26 protein-coding genes and 2 pseudogenes are annotated in these 24,743 nt (G+C 63.7%); 15 read left to right on the plus strand and 13 right to left on the minus strand.

The window, feature by feature from the left end; translation table 11 throughout:
- Positions 1–24: 24 nt before the first annotated feature.
- The 3 genes from repC to repA form a co-directional block, all read right to left on the minus strand.
- Entirely contained in the window at positions 25–1,116 is a 1,092-nt protein-coding gene (gene repC / locus LPB142_RS17575; RefSeq protein WP_071167393.1) for a plasmid replication protein RepC, read from the minus strand.
- Between the two features lie 222 nt (positions 1,117–1,338).
- Positions 1,339–2,313, minus strand: coding sequence for a plasmid partitioning protein RepB (gene repB, locus LPB142_RS17580; RefSeq protein ID WP_071167394.1), 975 nt, complete (start codon positions 2,311–2,313; stop codon positions 1,339–1,341).
- Positions 2,313–3,515: a plasmid partitioning protein RepA gene (gene repA / locus LPB142_RS17585; protein WP_071167395.1), complete on the minus strand. Its 1,203-nt coding sequence runs from the start codon at positions 3,513–3,515 to the stop codon at positions 2,313–2,315. The genes repB and repA overlap by 1 nt, the downstream gene beginning before the upstream one ends.
- 406 nt (positions 3,516–3,921) lie before the next feature.
- On the opposite strand from repA, the gene LPB142_RS17590 reads away from it, so the two are divergent.
- The gene (locus tag LPB142_RS17590; RefSeq protein WP_071167396.1) at positions 3,922–4,548 is read left to right on the plus strand and encodes an SOS response-associated peptidase; all 627 of its coding nucleotides are present in this window, start codon (positions 3,922–3,924) and stop codon (positions 4,546–4,548) included.
- Positions 4,549–4,867: 319 nt separating this feature from the next.
- Here LPB142_RS17590 and chrA read toward each other — a convergent pair whose 3' ends face one another.
- The 8 genes and pseudogenes from chrA to LPB142_RS19895 all read right to left on the minus strand — a co-directional run.
- Positions 4,868–6,232, minus strand: a complete 1,365-nt coding sequence (gene chrA, locus LPB142_RS17595; RefSeq protein WP_071167397.1) for a chromate efflux transporter — start codon at positions 6,230–6,232, stop codon at positions 4,868–4,870.
- 82 nt (positions 6,233–6,314) lie between these two features.
- Positions 6,315–6,785, minus strand: a complete 471-nt coding sequence (locus LPB142_RS17600) for a DUF411 domain-containing protein (protein WP_071167398.1) — start codon at positions 6,783–6,785, stop codon at positions 6,315–6,317.
- A gap of 12 nt (positions 6,786–6,797) precedes the next feature.
- Positions 6,798–8,272, minus strand: a pseudogene (locus tag LPB142_RS17605) (multicopper oxidase family protein).
- A gap of 454 nt (positions 8,273–8,726) precedes the next feature.
- On the minus strand, positions 8,727–9,806 hold the full coding sequence (locus LPB142_RS17615; RefSeq protein ID WP_071167400.1) for a GGDEF domain-containing protein: 1,080 nt from the start codon (positions 9,804–9,806) through the stop codon (positions 8,727–8,729).
- 367 nt (positions 9,807–10,173) lie between these two features.
- The gene (locus LPB142_RS17620; RefSeq protein ID WP_071167401.1) at positions 10,174–10,452 is read right to left on the minus strand and encodes an SH3 domain-containing protein; all 279 of its coding nucleotides are present in this window, start codon (positions 10,450–10,452) and stop codon (positions 10,174–10,176) included.
- A gap of 62 nt (positions 10,453–10,514) precedes the next feature.
- Positions 10,515–10,862, minus strand: coding sequence for a thiol-disulfide oxidoreductase DCC family protein (locus LPB142_RS17625; RefSeq protein ID WP_071167402.1), 348 nt, complete (start codon positions 10,860–10,862; stop codon positions 10,515–10,517).
- A gap of 93 nt (positions 10,863–10,955) precedes the next feature.
- Entirely contained in the window at positions 10,956–11,375 is a 420-nt protein-coding gene (locus tag LPB142_RS19890) for a LysR substrate-binding domain-containing protein (protein WP_330390835.1), read from the minus strand.
- A pseudogene (locus LPB142_RS19895) lies at positions 11,354–11,758 on the minus strand (LysR family transcriptional regulator); the annotation flags it as partial. The pseudogene LPB142_RS19895 and the gene LPB142_RS19890, both read right to left, overlap by 22 nt.
- Here LPB142_RS19895 and LPB142_RS18765 point away from each other — a divergent pair.
- Entirely contained in the window at positions 11,757–12,146 is a 390-nt protein-coding gene (locus tag LPB142_RS18765; protein ID WP_083392802.1) for a DUF1127 domain-containing protein, read from the plus strand. The pseudogene LPB142_RS19895 and the gene LPB142_RS18765 sit on opposite strands and share 2 nt — an antisense overlap.
- Before the next feature lie 83 nt (positions 12,147–12,229).
- Here the strand turns inward: LPB142_RS18765 and LPB142_RS17635 are convergent, their stop codons facing one another.
- Together LPB142_RS17635 and LPB142_RS17640 are read right to left on the minus strand one after the other, a co-directional pair.
- Positions 12,230–12,949: a hypothetical protein gene (locus tag LPB142_RS17635; protein ID WP_071167403.1), complete on the minus strand. Its 720-nt coding sequence runs from the start codon at positions 12,947–12,949 to the stop codon at positions 12,230–12,232.
- On the minus strand, positions 12,946–13,371 hold the full coding sequence (locus tag LPB142_RS17640; RefSeq protein WP_156894462.1) for a hypothetical protein: 426 nt from the start codon (positions 13,369–13,371) through the stop codon (positions 12,946–12,948). The genes LPB142_RS17635 and LPB142_RS17640 overlap by 4 nt, the downstream gene beginning before the upstream one ends.
- A gap of 130 nt (positions 13,372–13,501) precedes the next feature.
- Between LPB142_RS17640 and LPB142_RS17645 the strand changes: the two genes are divergently transcribed.
- The 13 genes from LPB142_RS17645 to virB11 all read left to right on the plus strand — a co-directional run bounded on the left by LPB142_RS17645 (position 13,502) and on the right by virB11 (position 24,697).
- Entirely contained in the window at positions 13,502–13,834 is a 333-nt protein-coding gene (locus LPB142_RS17645) for a hypothetical protein (RefSeq protein WP_141516555.1), read from the plus strand.
- Positions 13,818–14,444, plus strand: coding sequence for a lytic transglycosylase domain-containing protein (locus tag LPB142_RS17650; protein WP_232231027.1), 627 nt, complete (start codon positions 13,818–13,820; stop codon positions 14,442–14,444). The genes LPB142_RS17645 and LPB142_RS17650 overlap by 17 nt, the downstream gene beginning before the upstream one ends.
- Positions 14,445–14,458: 14 nt before the next feature.
- Positions 14,459–14,758 carry a TrbC/VirB2 family protein gene (locus tag LPB142_RS17655; protein WP_071167407.1) on the plus strand — a complete coding sequence of 100 codons (300 nt, stop codon included), beginning with the start codon at positions 14,459–14,461 and terminating at the stop codon, positions 14,756–14,758.
- Between the two features lie 11 nt (positions 14,759–14,769).
- Positions 14,770–15,036, plus strand: a complete 267-nt coding sequence (locus LPB142_RS17660; protein ID WP_071167408.1) for a VirB3 family type IV secretion system protein — start codon at positions 14,770–14,772, stop codon at positions 15,034–15,036.
- Entirely contained in the window at positions 15,026–17,374 is a 2,349-nt protein-coding gene (locus LPB142_RS17665) for a VirB4 family type IV secretion/conjugal transfer ATPase (RefSeq protein WP_071167409.1), read from the plus strand. Before LPB142_RS17660 ends, LPB142_RS17665 begins: the two co-directional genes overlap by 11 nt.
- Positions 17,375–17,544: 170 nt before the next feature.
- Positions 17,545–18,687, plus strand: coding sequence for a lytic transglycosylase domain-containing protein (locus LPB142_RS17670; protein ID WP_083392804.1), 1,143 nt, complete (start codon positions 17,545–17,547; stop codon positions 18,685–18,687).
- Entirely contained in the window at positions 18,684–19,484 is an 801-nt protein-coding gene (locus tag LPB142_RS17675) for a type IV secretion system protein (RefSeq protein WP_071167410.1), read from the plus strand. The genes LPB142_RS17670 and LPB142_RS17675 overlap by 4 nt, the downstream gene beginning before the upstream one ends.
- Positions 19,485–19,486: 2 nt before the next feature.
- Positions 19,487–19,978: a hypothetical protein gene (locus LPB142_RS17680; protein WP_071167411.1), complete on the plus strand. Its 492-nt coding sequence runs from the start codon at positions 19,487–19,489 to the stop codon at positions 19,976–19,978.
- A complete protein-coding gene (locus LPB142_RS17685; RefSeq protein ID WP_083392805.1) occupies positions 19,978–20,976 on the plus strand; it encodes a type IV secretion system protein in 999 nt (332 codons plus the stop codon). Before LPB142_RS17680 ends, LPB142_RS17685 begins: the two co-directional genes overlap by 1 nt.
- 47 nt (positions 20,977–21,023) lie before the next feature.
- Entirely contained in the window at positions 21,024–21,704 is a 681-nt protein-coding gene (locus LPB142_RS17690; protein WP_071167413.1) for a virB8 family protein, read from the plus strand.
- Positions 21,705–21,706: 2 nt separating this feature from the next.
- Positions 21,707–22,420 carry a TrbG/VirB9 family P-type conjugative transfer protein gene (locus LPB142_RS17695; protein ID WP_071167414.1) on the plus strand — a complete coding sequence of 238 codons (714 nt, stop codon included), beginning with the start codon at positions 21,707–21,709 and terminating at the stop codon, positions 22,418–22,420.
- A 79-nt stretch (positions 22,421–22,499) separates the two neighbouring features.
- On the plus strand, positions 22,500–23,711 hold the full coding sequence (locus LPB142_RS17700) for a TrbI/VirB10 family protein (protein WP_156894463.1): 1,212 nt from the start codon (positions 22,500–22,502) through the stop codon (positions 23,709–23,711).
- Complete coding sequence (gene virB11 / locus LPB142_RS17705; RefSeq protein ID WP_071167415.1) at positions 23,711–24,697, plus strand: P-type DNA transfer ATPase VirB11; 987 nt, start codon at positions 23,711–23,713, stop codon at positions 24,695–24,697. The genes LPB142_RS17700 and virB11 overlap by 1 nt, the downstream gene beginning before the upstream one ends.
- Positions 24,698–24,743: the final 46 nt, after the last annotated feature.

The following is a 24,743-nucleotide window of genomic DNA, read 5'->3' on the forward strand; positions in this document are numbered from 1 at the left end:
GCTTGGCGTTGTCCGCGGACAACTTCATGTCGGCGCCATCTGCACCGGCGATGCAGAAGCAAGTCTCTTGATGAAGCGGACGGCATCGAAATCACGGCTCTTGGCGCCGCTTGTCAACGCTCTGAAATAGGCGCCTGCATTTCTGATCCGGTCGTGACACTGGACAATGGCCCAAACCGTTATTGCGCTAGGCAAAACGCCGATGGTGCGTACGCCCTGCGTGTAGGTTGTCTCGTCGATCCCGATCATCGGTGCCAAGGTTTGAGCGTGAGCGACCACATCTCCAAAGTGTTCGATGTTCCTAAGCGAAAAGGACGCTGCCTCCGGGCACGCCGTTACCAGTTCTCCAAGCGTCAGTGTTTCGCCAGGCTGTGGCGACACGTCCGGCACGCTTTCTTCTTCAGTATTTTCTTTTTTTGATCTCTGATGGTGCCGGACATTTTGTCCGTCGTTGGCGGACATGGCAGGTGCTAGCACACAGGCTTTTCCTCCGTCACTTGCGGTTTCATGCACAGCCTTGGGCAGGGTTTTCGAGATCGCTGCGAGTTCATCTGCTGTCAGTTTGTTTCGAAGCTTGCGCAGTGTTTCCAGCGCTTGGCTGTCGTTCGGGTCGGCATGAAGCAACGGGCGAAGCTGGGCGCGGATCTTCGATTTGAGATAGGCAATCTGTTCGCTTTGTTCCTGCGCCGCCACGGCCATCGCCGCTATTTCGCCAAGCTTGCAAAACAGCGGGCTAAGATCGAAGCCGAAGTGCATCGATTGCTTGTGCGCAGGATCGTAACGGGTGAAACGCTTGCCGTTCGCACTGTCCTTGCGTTCAAGAAGGCCAGCTTCCATCAGTGTCGCTGCGTGGCGGCGCAGCGTGCGCTCCGAAAGCCCGTTGCGGCGGGCGCTCAGGGTCATGTTCGAGGCGAAGACCATGTTGTGGTTTCGCTTCGGGGCAAGGCACGAAAGCATAGCGTCGAGCGTTGCGATCACCGTCGGCTTCAACCCGAGAAGAGGCGCCGCTTTTCGCAGGGTTTCGATGATGATGTGACGTTCGGGCAGAGCGTTGTCCGCGGACAACACTTCTGAAGCCCGCGAACCAAAGGCTGCGGTTGCGTGGATGAAGGTCATGCGTTTTTCACGGCAAACCGGGTGGGAAGGGCCCTTTGGCCATCAGCTCTTGCGCGAAGACAAAATGAATTCGCCAACCGAATCGGTTGTTGTTGACTGCTACGGAGAAGCTGATACATCTGAAGGTGCAAAAGACAGATGGGGCTCTCCGAGGATGACCTTGGGGGGCTCTTTCACTTTTTCGGGTTGCGGTCGTGCTCCTTTCTTTGCTGCTCTGCCTCGTCAGTCGGCTTTTCTGGCCGACTGCCATTCCTTGTAGAGGCGCTGCAATTCGGCCTCTGCGTTCTCAAGCCACCACATCGCAAACTCGGGAGCCTCGGTCTTGGAGAGCTTCACCGTGACCGATTTGGCCTGGTCCGAAACCTGAGCGAGCCGGCGCCCATCTTCTGAGAGAACCGGCAGGGCAGGGGAGGGGGCTTTGGTCGTGCTCGCCGTTTGACGCACGGCGGCTGCCGCGGCATCGGCAATCTGCGCGAACCGTCCGTCCGAGGTTGCGCTCGCAGGAGCCAAGGCATCCTGCGCGAGAGCGACAAGATCAAGGTCATGATTGTTGACCAGATCGGCGAGATCTTCCCAGCGACGCCGCCCGATACCATGTGCGGGACCGATCTCGCGCACGACGGCTTCGGGAATGCTCCGGGCCACCTTCTGCATCCGCGACAGCATCGGCTTGTCGACCGCGAGGGCATCCAAAATCACCGCTGTTTCGTAACCGCTTGCCGCCAGTTCTGCCGCAAAGAGCGATTTCTCGATGAAGCTGGGGTCGAGCCGCTGCGCGTTTTCCTGCCCTTGGGCCAGGATCGCTTCGTCATCGCTGAGGGCGCGCACCAGCGCCTTCGCGGGTTGGCCGAGAAGACGAAGCGCACGCAACCGACGACGACCATAGACGATGCGATAGGAACCCGGTTTTTCGGCCATCGGCCGAACCATGATGGGCACCTGCTGGCCGTGCTGGCGGATGCTCTCGGCCAACTGAGCCACATCGGCATCGGCGAAGGCCAAGCGGTCCTTCGGCCCGTCTTCTTCGATCAGATCGGGGGCAATCTCGCGCACTGCGTTGCTGGAGAGATCCTTCAACGTCGACTTGACGCCGCTCATCGCGCCGGTGTTCGGGAACCGAGACTTGTCGGGGGCGGGCGCCTCGGTGGCGCTGGATGCCGGCAGGGCAGGGGGCTGAAACAGGTTGCGGCGCGCCATCAGTCAGTCTCCCGTCCCCATGCGGTCTGGATCACCTTCTCGAACTCGTCGGCCACGCCGTTCACGCTCTCGAGAATACGATCGAGCGTTTTTTTCAGCACCTGTGAGGGCTCTATTTCGTAGATCGTCTGTTGCGTCATCCCGGCATCGGAAATCGCGGTCGATTTCAGCATCGGCGTCGTCAGCACCTGGTCGAGCAGGATCGAGCGCAGGAAGCCCGCCATTTGCGATTGTGGAACGTCGGTCGGCTCGTAGCGCGCGATCAGGAACTTGAGGAAATTCCAGTGGATCGGCCCCGCAGCCTCCTCCAGCGCACGAACAGTTTCTCCAGCCATTTCAAGGAATTGCGCCATGGATGCCACATCCAGCATGCTCGGCACGACAGTGATCAGTAACCCGGTCGAGGCCAAAAGCGCAGTCATCGTGGTGAAACCAAGCTGCGGCGGGCAATCGATGATGACGAGGTCGTAGTTCGCTTCGACCTCATCAAGCGCGATTGCGAGGCGCTGCGTGAAAGGCGGGTCGATCTTGTGTTGCAGCGCATAGGCCGTTTCGGTCTCGTATTCCGAGAGCATCAGCCCGGCTGGAGCCAGATCGAGATCGTGGAAATAGGTCTTGCGGATGACCTGGCTGAGCGGGACCGGCTCTTCATATTTGAGCGCGTCATAGATCGTCCCACCCTCGGCGAATTCGATCTCCGGCCTGTAGCCGAACATCGTCGTAAGGCTGGCCTGCGGATCCATGTCGATCGCCAGCACCCGGTAGCCGCGCAGCGCATACCGCTGGGCAAGGTGGATGGCTGATGTCGTCTTGCTGGATCCACCCTTGAAGTTGACGATCGAGATGACCTGCAACGCATCGCCAGAGCGTCGGCCGGGCAGGTAGGCTTCGCCATTGCGCCCGGTCTTGGCCATGATGTGGCGGATCTGGTCGATTTCGGCGGCGGAATAGAGCCTGCGCCCGCGAGAATCCGTCTCCACCTCGGGGAAATCACCCTCTTGATGACGGGTCCGCAGGTTCGACATGCTGATCCCGGTCAGCTCCGAAACCTCGGCGGGCTGGAACTTCCGAAGCGTCTTTTTGCTTTCGGGCTGAAAGCTGTTACGCATATGATTGTCGAGCGCCTCCGACAGCCTGATGGCGTTCGCGGCGATGGATGCAGCAACAGATCCGGACGCAGCCGGTTTCGACGGTGTGCTCATTCTGCCCTCTCGGCCTCTTGGTGGGCCCTGGTGGTTTCGTCGCGAAAACGCGTTGTTTGCGCTTTTTCGCGACAACACTAGACATTGCACGCAACTTTCTTCCAGACAACAGTTTTTTGCAAATCCAGCCGATGAGAGGTTTCTCGTGCCGCTGTGCTTCAGGTGGCGAATCTGACAACTCGCTGATTTAATAAGATTTTCGCTCTGCGCGCTGTCGTATCGACCAAATGTAGTGGCTGTCACCACAAGCCATACAACCCGTCGGTGAAATGCAGCGCGTCGAATCGCCAGGGTTGTTCTGCTGAGTCTGTATCTCGTTGGAACAACCGGCAGATCAGAGGAGGACAATTGCCCCGCGCTCGGGCATCTTGTCGCCTTACCGACCAGCAAGGGGGGGGGCTTGATCATGTGCGGTCGGATCATCGACCCCAATCTGCGTAACACCGAAGTGGACATGTCGCAGATCAAGCTCGACCCGTTCGGGGTCCGGTTCAATGTCAAGCCGACCGAGACGGTGGTGATCCTCGCCAAGCGCCCGCTGGTGGCGATGGAGGCGCGCTGGGGCCTCATTCCGTCGTGGTTCGATGGCGCCCGTGCGAAGGACTGGAAGGCGGCGACGTTCAACGCCCGCATCGAGGATGCGCGCGATAAGTCCACGTTTCGTCAGGTCTGGCGGCATGGCCGGTGCCTCGTGCCGGTCGGTGGTTTCTATGAGTGGAGCGGCCCCAAAGGTGCCCGTCAGCCGCATTTCTTCCACCCGGCGGGCAATGAGGCGAACCTTTATCTGGCCGGGCTGGCGAGTCGTTGGCACGATCTCCTGACCTGCACCATCATGACGCGGGTGGCGACAGGGGCGATTGGCGGGCTGCATGACCGGATGCCGGTCATCCTGAATGCCGACGAGCAAGAGGCGTGGCTGGGCAGTTCCGACGAGGTTGCGGCCCTCGGCTCCGAGGCCATGCTGACGCATCACCCGGTCGCCCCGTTTGGGTTGAACGATGACGGACCGGAGTTGATTGAGCGCGTGAGCTGATAGGTACTAGCCGCCGGTCGTTTGCGCCACGGGGCGCGATGCAAAATGCGAGCGTCGGAAACGCAGTATGGATCTCGCGTCCATCGTGATCGACGTGCTCGGCCCTTTGCCGCCGGTCGGCCCTCCCGGCGCACGCCGCTGAAACGGCCGATCGAGCGCACCGCAGCGAGATACGTGCGCAGCCCAAAGGGGCCATCTGTGCTGCGCCCAGCTTTCGCCTTGGCGCGATCACGAGGGACGCTTTCTCCGCGCGCAAGCGATGGCGTGATCTGCCCCGAACAGTGCCGCCCCGCCTTGGCCCTTCCCTGATGGGCGGGGATCATGCCAACCCGGCCAGATGCGCCAGCACCCCAAGCGCCGCCGCACCGGCCAGCACCCGTGCCATGCCCCAACCACGCTTGAACACCGCCCAGATCGCGAGGGCGGCAATCCCCGCCGCAGGCGGATCGAGCGTGCCGAGTTGCGGCAGATCGAGGCTCAGCGGGCCAAGGCTGACCCGCGTCACCTCGCGCCAGATCAGATGCAGCCCGAACCAGAGCGCCAGATTGGCGATCACCCCCACTACCGCCGCCGTCACCGCCGAAAGGGCGGCGCCAAGGGTCCGGTTCGCCCGCAGCCGCTCGACAAAGGGGGCGCCAAGCAGGATCCAGGCGAAACAGGGGGCAAAGGTCACCCAGGTCGCCAGAAGCCCGCCAAGCGTGCCTGCAAGCAGCGGCCCCTCCCACCCAGCGGTGCGAAAGGCCGCCATGAAGCCCACGAATTGCAGCACCATGATCAACGGACCTGGCGTCGTTTCCGCCATCCCGAGCCCGTCTAGCATCTCGCCGGGCGCAAGCCAGCCGTAATGACCAACCGCGGCCTGCGCCACCCAGGCCAGCACCGCATAGGCGCCGCCAAAGGTCAGTACCGCGAGCTTCGAGAAAAAGAGCGCGATCGCCGTGAAGACGCTTTCGGGCGCGGTGAGCCACAGCGTCGCCACGGGAACGAGCCAGAGGACAAGCGCGATCCCGCCTGCCTTCAGGGCCGCGCGGCGTTCGGGTCCGGCCGGGTCGCCGTGTTCTGCGCCGAGCAGTGTTTCCCCATCCCTCACGGTGGCGGGGCCCTGCGCGCCGTGGCCGCCCGCGCCAAAGGCCTTCGGCACCATCACGCCGCCAAGCGCGCCGATCAGCGCCGCGGCGGCGACGATCAGCGGGAAGGGCAGGGCGAAGGCAAAGAGCCCGATGAAGGCGAAAATCGCCACAAGCCGCTGCGCCCGCGTCGTCAGCGCCCGTTTCGCCACCCGCTGCACCGCCTGCGCCACGATCGCCAGCACCCCGGCCTTGAGGCCGAAGAACAACCCGGACACCGCGCCCACATCGCCCCAAAGCGCATAGATCCAGCTGAGCGCCATCAGCACCAGCACCCCCGGCGTGATGAAAAATAGCCCCGCCAGCAGCGCGCCCCTGACCCCATGCAGCAACCAGCCGACATAGGTCGCCAGCTGCATCGCCTCGGGCCCGGGCAGGAGCATGCAAAAGTTCAGCGCATGCAGGAACCGGGCATCGCCCAGCCAGCGTTTTTCCTCGACAAGGATGCGGTGCATCACCGCGATCTGTCCGGCCGGGCCGCCAAAGGACAAGGCCGCGATCCGCGCCCAGACAAGGGCGGCTGCACCGAAAGCGGGTCGTGTGATCGTCGCGGTCATGCTGGACCCTCCGGCAGCGAAGATGCGGTGCCCGGCGCAGGATTGTCAAATCCGCACCGGGCACCACACGGGCATGCCGGGCTCAGGCCGCGTCGTAATGGGCGAAGATCGGGGTCTGCCCGTCGGCCTTGATCAGATGCACGTCATAGGCCTCGCGCTGATCCTCGGGGCCCATGCCGGGGGCGCCGAGCGGCATGCCCGGAACCGCCAGCCCCAGCGCCGCGGGGCGCTCGGCCAGAAGCCTGCGAATGTCGGCGGGGGGAACGTGGCCCTCGATCACATAACCCTCGACCTGGGCGGTGTGACAGGACCGCATAGGCTCGGGGATGCCGCTTTGCACCTTGAGCGCCTGCAGCGCGTCATAGTCGATTACCTTTGTCGTGACGGCAAAGCCGTCGGCGCGCAGCACATCGATCCAGGCCTCGCAGCAGCTGCAATCGGGATCCTTGACGACAAGGATCGCGACCGGCTCGGCGGCGGCAAGGGGCGCGGCGGCAAGAAGCCCCGCGGCAAGGGCAAGGATCTGACGGCGGGACAGGTCGTGCTTGGTCATCTCGGTTCTCCCTCAGGCACGCACAAGGAATTCGGTCATCATGCCGGTCGCAAGATGGCCCATGTTGTGACAATGCAGCATCCAGGGCGCGGCCTCGCCCGCATCCAGCGCGACCGTCACGCTGCCCATCGGCGGCACCGAAACGGTGTCGCGCACGGCGCCGGCAAAGCGGGCGCCGTTCACTTCGATCACCTGGAAAGTATGGCCGTGCAGGTGCATCGGATGCGCCATCATCGACATGTTGTGAAACATCATCTCGACCCGCTCGCCCGATTTCGCCTCGACCGGAAGGCGGTTTTCCCAGCTGCGCCCGTCGATCGTCCATTGATAGGGCAGCATCGACCCCATCAGCATCACCATCGGCTGCGCCGTGGCAGGCCGGGCGACGAGTGGCGTGACGGCGCGCAGCGCGATCTCCTGCCTCATGTCCCCCGAAACCGCCGGATGCGGGTCCTCGGACAGATCGGCCAGCTTCGGCACCGCGGCCCCTTTCGGCACTAGGATCAGCCCGGTGCGCTCGCGCGTGCCTTCGCGCAGCGCAAGGATCGGCACGGCAGCGCCATCGCCGGACAAGTCGATCTCGATGTCGAGCCGCTGGCCCGGCGAAATCGCAAACCGCGTGCCGGGCAGCGGCACCACCGGGTTGCCATCGACCGCGACGAGCCGCGCCGTGGCCGTGCCGGTGTCGATCCAGAAGGCCGTCATCGACGCGCCGTCGATCACCCGCAGCCGCACCCGGCCACCCCGCTCGACCCTCACCACCTCGGGATCGGCCAGCGTGCGGTCGTTCGCCAGATAGGCGTCGAACTCGTAATCGTTCAGATCCATCGACAGGCTGCCCGCCATCGAGGCGTGCATCTCGGCCATGCCGGGCATCGCCATCATGTCCCCCATGCCGTTCATCCCGGGCATCGGCGCGGCGGCATGATCCATGGCGCCGTGATCAATCGCCGTGCCGCCGGTGAGCGTCGCAAGCACCTCCTGCGGGGGCGCGAAGGCGAAATCATGCAGCAGCATCACCACCTCCTGCCGGTCTTGGGTGACCTCTTCGGGGCGGCGCACGATCAGCGGCGCGGCCAGAAGGCCGATTTCCTGCTCGGGATATGGCTGTGCATCCAAAACGTGCCCGGGCGGGCCTCGAAATCAAAGCTGCGGCTTTGACCCGGTTTCAGCATCGGGTTGGTGTTCGGCACGCCATCCTGCGCATTGGGCGGGATCTGCCCGTGCCAATGCACGATGGTGTCGATATCAAGCGCATTCGTCAGATCGGTGCGGAAGCGCTGGCCCGGATCAAGGCGCAGGCCGGGGCGGCCCTGCGCATCGAGCAGGCCCATCACCGTGGCCGCGCGGCCGTTGACCTCGATCACCCGCGTCGTGGCGGTAAGCGAGAAACTGTCGGCGGCCGCCCGGGCGCGGGCGGGAACAAGGGGGAGCGCGGCAAAGGCTGCGGTTGCGGCCAGAAAGCCGCGGCGGGAAAGATTGGTCATGGTGATCTCCGGTTCAAGAAAGGGGAACGTGGCGAAGATCAGGTGCGGGGCGGTGGGGCCTCGGGTTCCGGGGTTCCAAGGGCGGCCAGCGGCAAACGCGCGGGCGGGTCAGGGTCGAGACCCGTTCGGCCCGCGCGGCAGGTTGTACAGGGTCGGGCGTCAGCGAACTTGCCAGACAATGCTGCAGGCAGCCGTCAGCGGTGGCAGGGGCGGTCTTGCCCGGGGTCATGGCGTGATGGCCGCCCCCCATCTGATGGGCGCAATCGACGCTTTGGGCATGGTCCGGGCAGGACGCTGCCATGACGGGCGCGGGCAGGACAAGACCCGCCAGAAAGATGGCGAGCAGGGCAAGCCGAAGCAGGGCGAAAACAGCGCGCATGGGTCAACCTTCGCATGCCGCCCAGCCCTTGTCAGGTAAGAAAGGCGCGATCGACCCGGGCTTTGGCGGGATCGATCAGAGCGCGGCCTCGATCACCGCGCGGTCGCGCCCACGGCTTTTGGCGCGATAAAGCGCCCGGTCCGCAGCTTCGGAAACGATCTCGAGCCGCTGCGTTCCGGGCTGCCAGCAAACGGCGCCGACGCTGGCGGTGATGCAGATCGCGCAGGTATCGGAGAGGCGGCAGGGCGCGGCCAGATCGGCGCGCAGCCGCTCGGCGGTCGCCCGGACCTCTGCCGTGTCGACATTGGTCAGCAGCACGGCGAATTCCTCTCCGCCAACCCGCGAGACGGTGTCCTGCCCCCGTGCCGCATGCTGCAACCGCTCGCCCGCAAGGCGCAGCACCGCATCGCCCGCACCATGGCCCCAGGTGTCGTTGACCGCCTTGAAATGATCGAGATCGACCAGAAGCAGCGCCGAGCCCTTCGAGCCCCGCGCCCCCTCGCTGGCCTGAAACCGCCGCGCCAGACCGCGCCGGTTCAGCAGTCCGGTCAGGGGATCAGTGGCCGCAGCCAGCCGCGCCTCGGCCTCGGCGGCAGCCATCTGGCGCTCGCGGTCGATGAAGGCACCGAGAACGACAGAGCCGATGATGTTGAATGTCATCATGGCAGAGAGTTTGAGCGCATAGTCATGCGGTTCGCCAAATCCCGGAAGCAGCAGAAAGGCCGTCAGCGCCCCCGAGATCATCACGCCCAGCAGCAGGTGGCGTCCGGGCAGGCCGGGGCGCGCTGCGGTCAGCCGGGCCCAGACAAGGCCGAGGCCCGCCGCCATTATCAGCCCGACCACACCGATCAGGGCCGCGAATTGATGGTTGATCGAGAGCCTGCCAAGGATCGCCACGCCAAGCGCGACCGCCGCCCCCTCGGCGCCCAGAAAGGCACCGGCAAAGCCGATGAACAGGCTCCGGGCGTCGATGATGGCGTCCTGATAGACAAAGACGGGTTGCAGCATGGAAAACACGGCTCCAAGCCCGAAGGCGGCGCCGAGACTGATGTGCCTGACCCGCTCGGACCATTGCCGACGGCCGATCACCCCGAAGACAAGCGCAATCGAGGCCATCATGGCCATCGCGTCGATCAAGTGCAGGATCGTTTCCATCGGGTGCCTCCTGAGGACCTCGCGACCCGAAGACGCATGTCTTGCGCAAGATAGCACGGATGCGATGGCTCGTCAGCAGGGAGGATGCGGGATGGTGCAGTCGCACCGCGGTCACCATGGTCTGTTTTCTGCGCATCGCTTCGCATCTGGGCGCCACGCGAATGGCCGCTATTGCAGATTTCTGCGGCCGCAATGCCGCGACATCACGGGCCGCTCACCGCCCGTTTTGACGGGGCGAAGTTTCGCGAAGCGCCCGCTCAAGGGTCGGAATGACCTGCACACGCCTCTCGCTGTGACATGCATCAACGGCGGCTTCGGATGACTGCGCCAAGACGGGCTATCTGCGGATCACGGTCGGGTGCCCCGGTCAGCGATGCGCCAGATATTCGGCCGAGACATAGCCCGAGACGTTGGGCCTGTCGGTGAGGAAGACCCGGCACCAGACCTTGCCCGCCCGTGTCACACAGGCGCCGCGGGTGAGTCGGGTGCCATCTGGCAGGCCGATGAGGATCTTGTGATCGAGGCCCGGGCCTTCGCGCAGTTTCAGAAGATCGTCGGGCCCGGCCCCCTTCACCACGGCGCCGTTGCCAATGGCACAGCCGGCGGCAATCAGCAGGGTGAGGAGGGCGGCAAAAGGAAGGCGCATGATATGTCCTGACCTGTTTTGCGCCAGCATAGGGCATCCCTGCGCGCGCCGAAAGCCGGGCGTCATCGGAGCAGCTTCTGCAGCCGGGGGCGCAGGCGCAGGAAGCGGCGATAGGCGGCCTCGAAAGCCGGGGCGAGGGGCGGCCACCCGGCCAGGAGCCCAAGCGGGCGCAGGATCGGAACCGCCCGCCACATCGCGCCAAAAGCCGCCGCGCCCGAGAGCAGGCGGCCGTTTTCCTCGGCGTGAAAGCGGGCGAGCAGATCGGCGCGGTCGATCGGGCAGGGGGCCTCGGGGGTGTGCAGATCGACGAAGCGGATCGCTCCGCGCCGGTCGAGCCTGCGCACAAGCGAGATCTCGCGCGCACAGAGCGGACAGCCGCTGTCGAACCAGACCGTCAGAGAAGGTGCCATGCCGGGTCTCGCTTTGCCAGAGGGGTCGGTTGAGACATGGGGCGGGTCTCGCGGCAGTCAAGCCCGGTGCGAGTGTCGCCTACCGCTTCCCCCTCAACCCGCAGCTTCGCGGCCGATCCAGTCGCAGAAGGTGCGAGTTTTTTTCGGCGCCTCCTCGCGGCGCAGCGCGACATAGGCGAGCCCCGAGGGCAGGAAGCCGAAGGGCGCGATCAGCCGCCCCGCCGCGAGATCGTCGGCCACATGCGGTTCGGGGGCGAGGGCGACACCAAGCCCGGCACTAGCGGCCTCAAGCATGAAGTAGAAATGCTCGTAGGGCGCACCGCCCTCGAGAGCCGTGCAGCCGCTGCGGGCGCACCAATCAGCCCAGGCATTTGGCCTTGTGCGAGCCCAGAGGCGCGGCGCGCGGGCGAGGTCGGCGGGGCGCGCAGGGCCAGCCTCTCGGCCAGGGCGGGCGCGAGCACCGGGCCGAACCGCTCGGTGAAAAGCGGGGTGACATGGGTGCCCGCGGGCAATTCATGGTCGGTCACCCGGATCGCCACATCGTAGCGGCTGCGGCTGAAGTCGCAGGGCGCATCGGATTGCGAGAGCCGCACTTCGAGGCCGGGATGGGTGGCCGTGAACCGGCTCAGCCGCGGGATCAGCCAACGCAGGGTGAAGGTGCCAAGGCAGGAGACGTCGAGGACGCCCCCCGCATCGTCGCGCAGCGCCGCCACGCCTGCCTCGATCTCGCGAAAGCCGCGGGTGAGGCGCTCGGCTAGTGCGGCCCCCGCCTGGGTCGGCACCAGACCGCTGCGAGTGCGCGTGATGAGCTGCGCGCCGAAGGTTTCTTCGAGAAGCCGGACCTGCCGGCTGATCGCACCATGGGTCACGCCCAGCTCCTCGGCGGCGCGGGTCATGCGGCCGTGGCGGATCGCGGCTTCGAAAGCGCGCAGGGCGGTGAGCGGCGGCAGGGACACGGGCGGGACCGAGGACTGTGAGATTTACTCACAGCAACCCGGCCAAGACATCGTTTGTCAAGCGAGATGTGCGAAGGCAGGTTGCGCACATGTCACATCTTTCCGCGCCCCCGCCTGTCTGCGAAACGCCCGGTCGCGCCATCCGGCGCAACTTGGGCCGTTCGGCACCTTGCGCCTGTTGTGGCGTCTTGCGCTCTGGCATCGCCGCGCCAGGACCCGCGCGCGCCTGGCCCGGCTTGGGGCAGAGGCGCTCGACGACATCGGGCTGAGCGAGGCCGACCGCTGCGCCGAATGCGGGCTGTGGTTCTGGCAGGGCAGGGATCGGTGAGAGGCGCGACCGGTGGCGATCGCATCGGGTGGCTTGACCAGACCGTTCAGGCGAAGAAACTTGCGGGCGTGACGAAGGCGTTGCTAGTAATCAACCTGCTCGAACCCATAACTGCCTTCATGATCGTGCCACTCGATGAACACGGATCGCTTGTATATTCCCGGGCAGTGGCTGCTGTCCGGGCTGCTGAAATCCGCCCAGCCTTTCACCCCCTTGAACGCTGCGGGCAGAGCCTTCACCGAGGACGCGCGCCAACCAAAATTGCCCTGCGTGCCATATGTACCTACTCGGACGCTTTGAGCTTGCTCGCAGATATCAGCGTCTCCACCGCGCCAGCGCTGCCAAGCGATCTCCACGCTGAACACCCTTATTGAGCGCACGAAGTCGAACTCGGGGCCGCTGATATCGGCATCTGCGGTTTGGTTCCCATCGGAGTATTCGCCGGTCGCAACCTGCACCAGCTGATCGACGAGCTTTGCCTCGCTCGGGGGTAGGGCAGGGGAGCGAGGTGTTTGTGCTGAGGTCGCCGCGATCTGATAAAGGCGCGCCGCCGGACGTTGCGTTGCAGGTAGGTCGAAGGCCGCATGCATTGGACAGCGCCAGATTTGCAGCGGCGGCTCGACGGGCCAAGGGGTGATGCGTCGGATCATTTCTGCACGGGCCTGAGCACAGGGCACGCTCGGAGGAAAACCGCCTGCAAGGCAAAGAAGGATCGCGCAGTCGATCTGATAGGCGCTTGCTGGGGCGGGGACGAAGAACGCCAGGGCAAGGCCGAGTGAAAGGGCCGGGCGAATAGGGTTCATTGAAAGTGCTCCGGTACGGGGATGGTGTCGAGAAAGGCTGCGTAGCTCTTGGTTGCCAGCCGAGCCTCGTCGAGGCTGCGGCTTCGCTCCGCATCGAGGCAAGCGATGTAAGGGCCGACCTGCGCGAAATAGCTCTCGAACTCGGCAGAGATCTCGGCGCGATAGTCCGTCAATACGGCCGCAGGAAGCGCGGTCGATGGCGGATCTGGAGGCAGGCAGGGCAGGGGGTCTGCAGCGGCCGAGAGGGGGCAAAGGATCAAGGGCGTGGCAGCGCGCACCACGTCGGTCGACCGTGCGAAGCGCCTAAGGAAACAGTCGCGCGCATTCCGACCCGGGACGCGCCACTGCGACATTACGCCGACAAATTGCCCCAACAGGCTGGAAAGAAACGCTTTGTTGGCGCTTTTGCCGCGTCGAAACATGCATCACAAGGCATTTTCACTCGTGTTTGTCATTTTTACGATTGAAACATACTTATACTTCGTTAATCATGGAGTCACGAAGAAACTCTTGTTACAACGATCCCCGCTGATCAATCCAAGGGGAGCCAAGATGAAACGGCGTGCATTGCCTGTTCTGCTGGAACGGGATTTTCGCAAAATGGCCGCCACCGATGGAGCGACGGTTGAGATCGAGTGTGTCAGTGCGCCAGACCCCGCGGAGCGGTTTTCCGGGGAATGGCTGTTTTATGTGGTCTCGCGCGAGGGCGATCGGTTCATGCTGGTCACCGCGACCGCGCGAGAGCGGATCATCAACTCGCCGATCGGTCTCTTCGGAATGGCCAGCGGCAAACTCAACCTCGATCATCTCGACGTGCCTTTTGTCGCTGGTGATGTCCGTGGCGGGATGCACAGCCGTCCGGGCGGAAGTGATCCGCTGGAATGAGGCAGGGCAGGGGGGCGAGGCGGACCTCGCCCCCGCGACTTTCGACGCGCCTTCCGCTGACTCTTCGGTTTTGCGCTACGACGCCAAGGGGTACCTGATCCGCCCGACCGCAGCAAAGGCGGATCGGAGGGACGAGAACACGACCTCCCGGGCACCGGTGATGAGCACGAAAAGCGTTGCGGCGCCGCAGTCAGTGTTGCCCGCAATCCGGCTGGTGGCGGCGCGCTATCAAGATCATCCGGCGCTTCGGCGACTTCAGCTCACTCCCCGGCAGTGGTCGGCCTTCTTTCAGGCCATGATCAAGATCGAGAGCAATTATTCCCAACGCGCCGTGAGCGGGGCAGGGGCCCAGGGTCTTGCGCAACTCATGCCCGACACCGCGCGGTATCTGCGTGTCGACCCTGCCGATCCGATGCAAAACCTCGATGGCGGCGCGCGCTACCTGCTTGAACAGATCGGCTCGTTCGAGAGCCTGACGCTTGCGCTTGCAGCCTATAACGCCGGGCCGGAGGCCGTGCGCAAATATGGCGGCGTGCCGCCTTACACCGAGACCCGCAATCACATCGTCAAGGTGATGGCGGCTTACGACCGCATTCTTGCGGAGCTTTGATTCAGGAAAATCCCATGCACATGACCCCAGCGATCCGGCTGGCCCTCGCGGTCGGCCTCGTCACTCTCTCTCAAGTTGAACCGGCGCTCGCAAATATCGTCTTCACCAAGGCCGAGAACGTGGCCACCGGTGTGCTGGACTCGTTCCGCGGCACGCTGGCGACGGCCTTCTTCGGCATCGCCTTCGTGGTGACGGGCTTCCTTGCTGCGTTCAACCGGATCAGCTGGGCCTGGGTCTCGCTGGTGGTTGTCGGCGCGTTCCTCGTTTTCGCCGGGCCGGCGATCGTCGCAAACCTGCGTTCGTCGTTCAGCTGAGGATCGCGAACATGGAAAAGAGTGCGGTCATCCTTGGTCTTTCACGGCAGGCGAAGTTTCTTGGGCTGCCGATGCCCTATGCCATGGCGGTGGGCGGGATGGCCGTGCTCCCGTTCATCCTTTTCAAGGTGATGACGTGGTTCCTGACGGTGCCGCTCTGGTACGGTCTCGCGCGCGCCGCGACGCGGATCAATCCGAACGGTCATCACGTGCTTTCGGTGATGATGCAGGTAACGCCGATGGCGCTCCTGCGGCGGGAGCGACGCCATGTTTCCTGAGCTTGCCGAAACGAAACGGACGCCGAGAGCGCGCGGGCTGCATACGCGCGACCCGAAGGTCTATGCGCATCTGCCCTATCTCATCGAGATCGACGACGAAACCGTGCGCACCCGCGAGAACGCGCTGATGGTGTCGTTCGAGATCATCGGGATCGATGGCGTCACCTCCGGCCAGTCGACCATTCTCGCGCTGCGGGCGGGGCTCGCGCATCTCTTCGACACGCTCGATGAGCGGTTTTGTTTCTACCTGCATCGCCTCATGCGCCCGACGACGACGGGTGTCGCACCGATCCGCGGGTCCGGCTTCGCCGCGGATGTCGATCGCGTCTGGACCGACGAGCTGGCGCTGCGCAACCTGCAAGAAAGCGTGCTCGTTTTGACCGTGGTGCGCCGCCAAACGTCGGTGCTGCCGGTCCCGCTCTTTCGGCGCGCGGCCTCGAAAGTCTGGGGCGATGACACGGCGCGCAGGCTTGAGGAACTGCGTGAGGTTGCGGCGATCCTTGAGAGCGGGCTCGGGGTGCGCACGAAACGGCTCAGGACCAGCGATGGCAGCCTGCTCGGGTTTTATGCCTCGCTCCTGACGGGCGAGATGAAACCCCTGCGCCGGGCGCCTTTCTGCCTTCTCGCCGAAGATGCGGCCGCAGCATCGCTGCACTTCGGGAAGGGGCAGTTTACCGTGGAGGAGGGAGGTCTGCGGCCGCGCGTCGGCGCACTCCTCTTTGTCAAATCCTACCCGACTTCCACCTGGCCCGGGATGCTCGATGCGCTCGGCGCGAGCCGGGATGTGATCATCTCCCACAGCTATTCGCCCATCGAACGCACCGGCATCGCAGAGCGGGTCAAGCGGCGTGTTGCGCAAATGCGTGCGGCCGAGGACATCGCGGCCACGATCGAGGCGCAGCTTTTCGAGGCGGCCGACAAGGCCGAAAGCGGCACGTTGGGCTTTGGTCTGCACCAGATGACCATCACCATTTTCGCCGATGACGTGGCCGCCCTCGAGACCGAAGTGGCGCGCGTTCGCGGCATTGCGCACCAGAACGGCATGCGGCTAGTGCGCGAGGTGACCGCGCTCGAGGCCGGTGTGTTCGCCATGCATCCGGGCAACATGGACTACCGCGCCCGCGACATGACGGTTTCCTCGATCAATTTCGCCGATCTCGCGGCGCTACATGCGGCGGACACCGGAACTGGCGCGGAGGCTCTGCCCTGGCGCACCCCGATCACCGTGTTTCCCACCCTGCAGGGCAGTCTGCACCGGTTCAGCTTTCACGAACCGGGCGACCCGCAGGCAGAGCCCACCAATGGCCACACACTTGTTCTGGGCAAATCCGGGGGCGGCAAGACAACGACTGTCGCGTTTCTGGCGGCGCAGGCTCAGCGCGCCGGGGGCCGCACGATCATCTTCGACAAGGAGGCCGGTCTTAAAATGGCCGTCCATGCCTTGGGCGGGCGCTATGCGGAGATCCGGGCGGGTCGGCCGACGGGCCTCAACCCTTTGGCGACCGAGGCAGGCGAGCGCGGCGAGGCCTGGTTGCTCGATTGGCTGGTGAGCCTGCTGGAATCTCGAAGCGGTGCCATGACGCCGCTGCAGTCGGAGGCGATCAAATCGGCCATCGCGCAAAACGGGAAAGCGCGTGCGGGGCTTCGCAACTTCCGCGCCTTTCAGGAGCTGTTCGGCGATGTGGGCGATGGGCTCGATCTGGCGCAGCGGCTTGCCGAATGGGGGCCGGGGGGACGTTACGGCTGGGTCTTTGGCGAAGCGAATGAGCCGGTCGTGGATTTCGAAAGCCATGACGTGACCGCGGTCGATCTGACCGAGATCCTCGACCTTGGCACCGAGCGCAGCGCAATTCTGGGCTATCTTTTCCGGCGCATCGAGATGCTGATCGAAGAAAAGCGCCCGACGCTGATCTTGATCGACGAGGCCTGGAAGGTGCTCGACGACGATTACTTCTCGCGCAAGCTCGCCGAATGGCTCGTCACCGCGCGCAAGAAGAATGTCGTCGTGGTGATGATGACGCAGTTTCCGAGCCAGATCCGCGGCTCGAAAGCGCGCTCGATCCTTGAGGCCTTGCCGAACCAGCTTCTCTTTCCGAACGGCGAAGCCGAGGCGTCCGACTATGACGGCTTCCGCCTCACGGATGGCGAGCTGGATTTCGTACTGACCCCGATCCCGGGCCAACGGCTCGTGCTCTCGCGCAATCCGCGCGGATCAACGGTGCTCGATGTCGATCTGAAGGCGCTGGGGTCGCTGTTGACGGCTTTGGGCGGCGGCCAGGCCGGGATCAACGCTTTCGGCGCGGATTACGCCACGCGCCCGCAGTTCTGGAAAGAGTGAGGATCGGATGCGATCAGAATTTTACATAAGATTGATTACAGGACTCGCGGTACTGATGCTCGCGGCCTGCGCCGAGGTGCCCGTCGCCCGCACGAATTGTTGGGCAAGTGCGAGCCCGAGTGCAAGCGTTTCATCGAAAGGATCGAGCCCGGTTCTGGGCCGCGCCAGCCATGCCCCTTTCTGCCGCTGATCTGAACTCCTCCCTCTCGGGCTTTGCCCTTGCGGCGATCGTGCTGGCTGGCACGGCCGCCGCGAATGGTGTGCCGACGGTCGATGGAAAAGCCGCGATCCAGCATGGCCTAGAGGTCTCGCAGATGACGGCGCTGAGCGAGGCGCGTCAGCTGGAGACGGCGAAGAAAAGCAAGATCGATGACTTGCACAAGGAACAGCTCGCAGCACTCGATCAGACGCTTGCCCTGCTCTCGGGCTCTCCGATGCCTGTCGCGGGTCTCGAGTCACTGCCCGGGGCCGAGGCAACCACTGTCTATTCGGTGGATGACAGCAACCCCTATGCGGCTCGGCTCTTTGGCGATGCGAAATCGAGCATCGAGGAGATGATCGTGGAGACGGCGCGCAAATATGCGGGCCATCCCGGGCTTTCGAAGGCGGGTCTGAACCCGACCGAGTTCCGGATCTGGTTTCAGTCCTTGGTCAAGCAGGAGTCCGGGTTCTCGATCGGTGCGCGCAGCCCGGTTGGAGCATTCGGGCTTACTCAGGTCATGCCCGACACCGCGAAGGGGCTCGGCATCTACCCGGGTTACTATGATGACCCGCGGCTGCAACTCGATGGCGGGGCGCGGTACTTTCTCGCCCAGCTCAACCGCTTCGGCTCGGTGCCGATGGCGCTTGCGGCCTATAACGCGGGTCCCGGCAATGTCCTCAAATACGGAGGGGTGCCGCCCTTCAAGGAAACGCAGAATTACGTGCTGCGCATCACCAGCTTCTTCAACGGCTATGCGGCGAAGATCGGCGGGATCGATCAGATCGGGACGCTCGATCCGCGCGACATGGCGATCGCGGAAAGCAGCAACGTTGCCGATGCCGGGATGCATTACGGCATGGAAGCGACGAGCGACATCGCCGCCTCGCTCACCCGTCTGCGCGCGATCATCGAGCAGATTCCGAAAACGAAGAGCGCGGAAGAGGCGATGGGCCTCAACACCTATGCCCGGGTCGAGGCGATGCGCATTGCCGTCATGGTGGCCCGGGTGAAAGCCGCGCGCGTTCGCGTGGATCAGGCGCGCTATGCGCTCTTCCTGCAGGCCTATGCCGAAGACGCCACATTCATCAAGGTCAAGGGAGGGATCGAATGAAAGCCCGGTATTTGCGTTTCCTGATCAATGCGTGCGCGGTGTCCGGTCTGTCCTTCGTCCCGCTCGCGGTTTCGGCGCAAGGCGTGCCGACGATCGACCTTTCTGCGATTGCCAAGGTTGGCGAGGTGCTGACCGAGGCAAAATTGCAGGTCAAGGAATTGATCGCCTCGAACCTGAAGCTGGATGATCAGATCCTCAAGCAGGCTCAACAGATCCTGCTCCTCAAGGATCAGATCGAGGCACTGCGTCACGGGCTTACCCTTCAGGCGCTTGGCATCCCGGATCCGAACACCTTCTTCGACGATATCCTGCCCGATGTGAACGATCTGACCGGCGGGCTGCAGTCGGCCAAGAGCGGCAGCTATTCCTTGATCACCACCTCGGGCAAGGTGGGCGACAAGCCTGCGGCGGAATATGTGTCGGAGTTTTTCACCTCCGTCGGGCTCGACGTGAAAACCGTCGACACCCTCTCGACCAGCGAGAACCCGAGCGCCGCGCGGATCGGCTCGCAGGCGAATACCGCAGCGTTCCTTTCTGCGGCGGCGGAATCCTCCTCGGTGAAAGCCTCGGAAAGTCTGGGCAGGGTGAATGAACTCGTCCAAGCAATCCCGGACACGAAAGGCCTCAAGGAGGCGGTCGATCTCAACACGCGGGTGACGGCTGAGCTTTCGATCGCGCTCGCCAATATCTGGAACATGGAGTCGGCCCAGCTGATGGGCATGGGCGAGGCCGGGGTGATGGATGCCGCCACCGCCGCCGAAGAGCAGAAATTCATCAAGGTTTTGGGGGAGAAATGAGCATGTGGGGCGCTGGCATGAAGGGTGGTGTGGCAAAAGGTGCGACGGCAGCGGCGCTGATATGGGCGATCATCGGTGTGGCCGCGGCGGAAACGCCGGTCGGACTTGGGATGGAGGGGGAAGAGGCTTTCCTCGATGTCCTGCCCAAGGTCGCCGTGCCCGCAGATGTGCAACCGATCCCGGGTGCGATGAACGAGCCTTGGCGCAGCTGTCAGTCAGTGTGGCCGCAAGAATATTTGCGAACGCAAGAAGGGCCGGAGGCACGCGCCTATCGCGATATTTATGGATTTGTCCGCGCTCAGGCGGTCATTGAGCACCAAGACTGCGGCTGCAGAACGAAAGTTGCAAGCTGGGCGCAGGTCGAAGATATCGCTGTCCGCTTGCGAAATTCGACCAACACCTCAGTTCTTACTTGGGCGCAGACCAAGGACGTTTCGGATGAGGCAGACAAGCTGACCGTCGTGGCCGAAGTCATGTGTGCCGGACCGTTCTGATGGACAGCGTCTCAAGCATCCTGTCGACGCTTGATGGGGCAATCAGTGCCGCAGGGAAGCAGTATTTCGAGCTGACCGCTGTGGCCCTAGCCCCTGTCTTCACTGCCCTTTTGACGCTGCTTCTGGTTCTCATCGGCATCAACATGGCGCTCAATGTCTATCGGATTGCGATGCGCGACGCGATGCAACTCGCCTTTCGCATCGTGCTGGTGATGATGTTCGGGCTTTCGTGGCTGAACTTCAGCCAGATCTATGATGCGGCAAGCAATGGGCTTGGCGATCTTGCTCTCGCCTTTTTCAAGGAGGGTGGGACCGGTGTCGGGGCCTCTGCCACTGCCGCGATGGACGACATGGCCAACATGATGGCGGGCAATGTCGACAGCGTTTCTTCGGCGATGTCCTCGATCATGCGCGGGTTTGTCGCCGCCTTCCTCTACCTCGTTCTCGGCCTGCTGATGGCGGTCTACGTATTCATTGTCGGCTTTGCGAAGTTGATGATCGCTTTCCTTTTGGGCGTGGCGCCTCTCTCGATTGCCGCTACGATATTCGAGAAGACCAAGGGAATGTTTGAAGCTTGGCTCTCAGCGATGATCGGCTATCTGATGTATCCCGTTGCTTCGGCCGGGATCATCGTCGCCGTTGTCACCGTGGCGCACAGTGTCTTTACGAAGGCGACCGATGTCACCGACCTCGGCTCGATCCTCGGTTTCTTCGTGATCGTCTTTGTCGGGATCTTCGCCTTGCTCGCCATCCCGATGGCGGTTTCGCACATCACCGGGCAGATCAATCTCGCCTCGATCGCGCCACAAGCCCTGCGCGTTGCGGGTAAACCGCTCGAGAAAACCTCGGATTATGCCGCGCGCCGGATGGGACAGTTCCAATCGGGTTTCCTGACCGGAAAGACGGAACATCATCACTTGCGAGATCAGGCCCGGTCGGATGCCGAACGCGGCCACGCGGTTCGGCTCAGGCTCAGCCAGTTCATCCGCGGCGGCTGACGCCACTACACCGCCACCCGCGATCCCCGATATCATTGGAGTAGACGATGACAGGTTCACCACCTGAATTGAGAAGTTTTCTCGAAGGCGAGATGTTCTTCGGCGTGCGCAAGCGCGAGCGCATCGCCTATGGCATCGCGGGCGGTGGCTTGGCCATCGGCCTCATGGGCATGATCGCGGTCACGGTGCTTTTGCCGCTCAAGGAGACCGAGGCCTATCTAGCCATCGTCGACAAGGACACCGGCGTGGCGGAGCGCGTCGTCTCGGTCGAGAAGGCCGGGATGGAGCAGGCCGAAGCGATCCGGCAGAGCCTGCTCTACGCCTATGTGACGGACCGCGAGACCTACGATCAGCACGACAACGAAACCCGGATCCTGCGCGCCTACACCTGGAGCGAGGGCGACGCGAGAACATCGCTCAAGAGCCTCTGGACCGAAGGGCACCCGAATTACCCGCCCAAGATTTATGGGGAAAATTCACGGGTCATGGTGCGGATCCTCTCGATCACGCCGGTCACCGAAACCACCTCGCAGGTTCGGTTCACAAAGACCTGGGTGAGCGACGGCGAAGGCGTGCCCGATCGCGAGGGCAAATTCACCGCCACCGTCACCTTCCGCTTCGAGCCGAGCAAGGAAAGCGCGCTCGATCTCGTCTGGCAAAACCCGACCGGGTTTCTCGTGACCGATTACCGCCTGACCGCGGAATCCCTGCAGCCTCAGGAGGGCTGAAGATGAAGTTTGCGCCGTTTGCACTTGCCGCCATCCTCGCCGGGGTGACCGCCCTGCCCGTCCTTGCCGAAACCGCCCCGCGCGCCGGCAGCCGCGATCACCGCGTGACCTATGCGACCTATCAGGAGGGGCAGGTTTACACCGTCACCACCCGGTTGCGCACGGTGACGCTGGTCGAACTGGCCGATGGCGAGCGGATCCAGTCGATTGCCATCGGCGATCTCGAAAGCTTCAAGATCGACAAGCTCGAACGGCCGAACCTTTTCATCATCAAGCCCGTCATCGCCGGGGCCTCGACGAACCTCACGATCGAGACGCAACGCAACATCTACTTCCTGCGCGTGACCGAAAGCTCGCGCGGAACGGCCCAATACTCGGTGAAGTTCACCGTGCCGGGAACAGGGGCGGGAGCGCGGAGCACAGCCGAAATCCCGGCGGAGCCGCCCATGCGATATCGGGTGATGAAACATGCGGGACGCCTGCCCGGTTTTGCACCGATCGCGGTTTCCGATGATGGCCGGAAGACCTCCTTCAAGATCCCCGCCGGCGCGCCCATGCCGACGGTCTTCCGCGCCGATGAGCGCGGTCAGGAATATGCGGTCAATTCGGCTGTCTCGGGCACGGTGATCACCGTCAGCACCCGCTCCGAACGTTGGGTCCTGCGTTATGGCGCGGATTATGTCTGCGTCGCGGCCGAAACGGGGGCGCAGCGATGACCGATCTTCCCGAGAGTGAAAAGCTCGCCGAGCGCCTTGCGAGGATGCAGCCGCAAGACCCAAAGCCGAAGCGGCGCGGGTGAACCCCTATGCGCTTTCGGCCGTCACCGCCGTGACAGGGCTCGGCGCCGGGGTTTGGTTGGCTCTTTCCGCGCCAGAAGCTCCCGCACCCGCTCCGCCGATCGCAACCGCATCGGTGAGCGATTTTCAACAGGACGGGATCGGAACCGATGGTTTCACCATTGCGCGCCCAAAGCCCGATCTGACGATCAAGCCCGACCGCAGCGCGGAGGAGCGCCTCAAATTGGAAATCGTGGATCTACAAGCGCAGATCGCCGCATTGAAGGCCAATCCGGTCACGGTTCCCGACGAAGCGAAGCTGCAGGAGCTCAGCGCCAAGATTGCGAAGCTCGAAGACGATGCTCGTAGCGAAGCCGCAGCGCGGGCGGAACTCGAACGAGACAACATTCGGCTTCAGACCGAGCTTGACACCGCAAAGCTGGTACAGGGCGACAGCGAGGCCGAGGCGGTGCGGGCGCGCGAGGAAGAGTTGGCGCGGCGTCGGCAAGAAGCGAAGGCCCTCAGCGCTGCGCAGATCAATTCCGACATGGTTGCATTGCGAAACGAGTCCTCTGGCGGCAGCGGCAGTGGTGCCGGCACTTCCGGTGCAACAGGGGCGGATGCTTTCCGGCGCGCGGGCGCCAAGGCTTCAGCCGCCACCCAATCTGAGGTGATCGCCAATCCCGCGCATACGATCGTTCAGGGCACGGTGATCGAGGCGGCACTTGAAACGGCGATCAACACCGATCTTGCGGGCAATGTTTCTGCTGTCGTCAGTCGCGATGTCTGGTCCTTCGACATGACGCGGGTTCTGGTACCGCGTGGCTCGAAGCTCTTTGGCCGGTACGACTCCGATGTCTCGCCGGGGCAGAGACGTGTGCTGATTGCCTGGGACCGGTTGATCACCACCGATGGCCAGACCGTCGTTCTGGCAGCCTTTGGCACAGATCGGGTTGGCCGCTCGGGCCTTTCCGGCCGAGTGCGTACCCATTTTCTTGAACGGTTCGGTTCAGCCGCGCTGATATCGGTCATTGGCGCGGTCCCTGCTCTGGCAGCCGCGAAATACGCCTCGAACGAGGTTGCCGCGGACACGGCCAAGGATGTCGGCACCGATCTAGGCAATGCTGTCGGCGACGCGATGACCGACTATCTCAACATCCCCTCGACGATCAGCGTCGATCAAGGCGCGGTGGTGATGGTGCGTGTCGATACCGATCTCGAGTTTTTCTGATGAGCTATCTTGATACCTATCTGGGGCAGCTCGATGCGGCGCTCTCCGACCCGGGCGTGATGGAAATCGCGATCAACGCCGATGGCGAGATCTGGGTTGAGCGCTCGGGCTCGACACATATGATGAGGGCGGGTCTCCCGCCCCTGCCCGCGCGCGAAGTTCGCGATCTCGCGGCGCAGATCGCGAACTCGACCTCGAATACGTTCACCGAATCCCTGCCGCTCGTTTCCGCTGCGGTGCGCTATCGCAATTTGATGCTGCGCTGCCAGATTGTCGGCAGCCCTGCGGTCTCCGGGGGCACCGTGATCGGCATCCGGGTGTTTCGGGCGCGTGACGCCGAGGGCAAGCGCGCGCCGCGCTGGTTTGAATTCCTGCGCGCGCAGGTCAAATCGCTCGAAGAGGAACGGCGCGAGATGGTTGCAAGCATTCGGAAAGATGCGCGCGCCACGGATGTGGACGCGTTCTTGCAACGGCTCGTCACCGAGCGGCTCAACATCATCGTCTCGGGCGGCACGTCCACGGGCAAGACCGAACTCGGTCGCCGTCTGCTGTCACTCGTCCCCGAAAACGAGCGCATCGTGACCATCGAGGACTCGCTCGAGCTGTTGCCCGCCCAACCGAATGCGGTCAGCCTGATTGCGCAGCGTGATGACAGCTCGGCGCGCTCGGCCGACAAGCTCTTGCAGGCCACGCTGCGGTTGCGACCCGATCGGATCATCCTTGGCGAGTTGCGCGGATCGGAAGCTGCGACGTTCCTCGATGCGATCAACACCGGCCATTCGGGCTCGTTCACGACGCTGCACGCGCATTCCGCCCGCAAGGCGATGGACCGGCTCGCGCTTCTGGTAATGGCGCAGGGCACGCGGCTCGGGTTTGCCGAGGTGATCCGCTACCTGCAAAGCTCGATAGACGTGATCTTGCAGATGGGCCGTGACGGCGAGCGGCGCGGCATCATGGAGATGTACTTCCCAGGGCTCGACGACTGAGGGGGCATCCTCTTCTGCGCGCCCCCCAAAAACTTCTTCCGAAGGT

It is taken from the genome of Rhodobacter xanthinilyticus (genome assembly GCF_001856665.1).
Lineage (GTDB): Bacteria > Pseudomonadota > Alphaproteobacteria > Rhodobacterales > Rhodobacteraceae > Rhodobacter > Rhodobacter xanthinilyticus.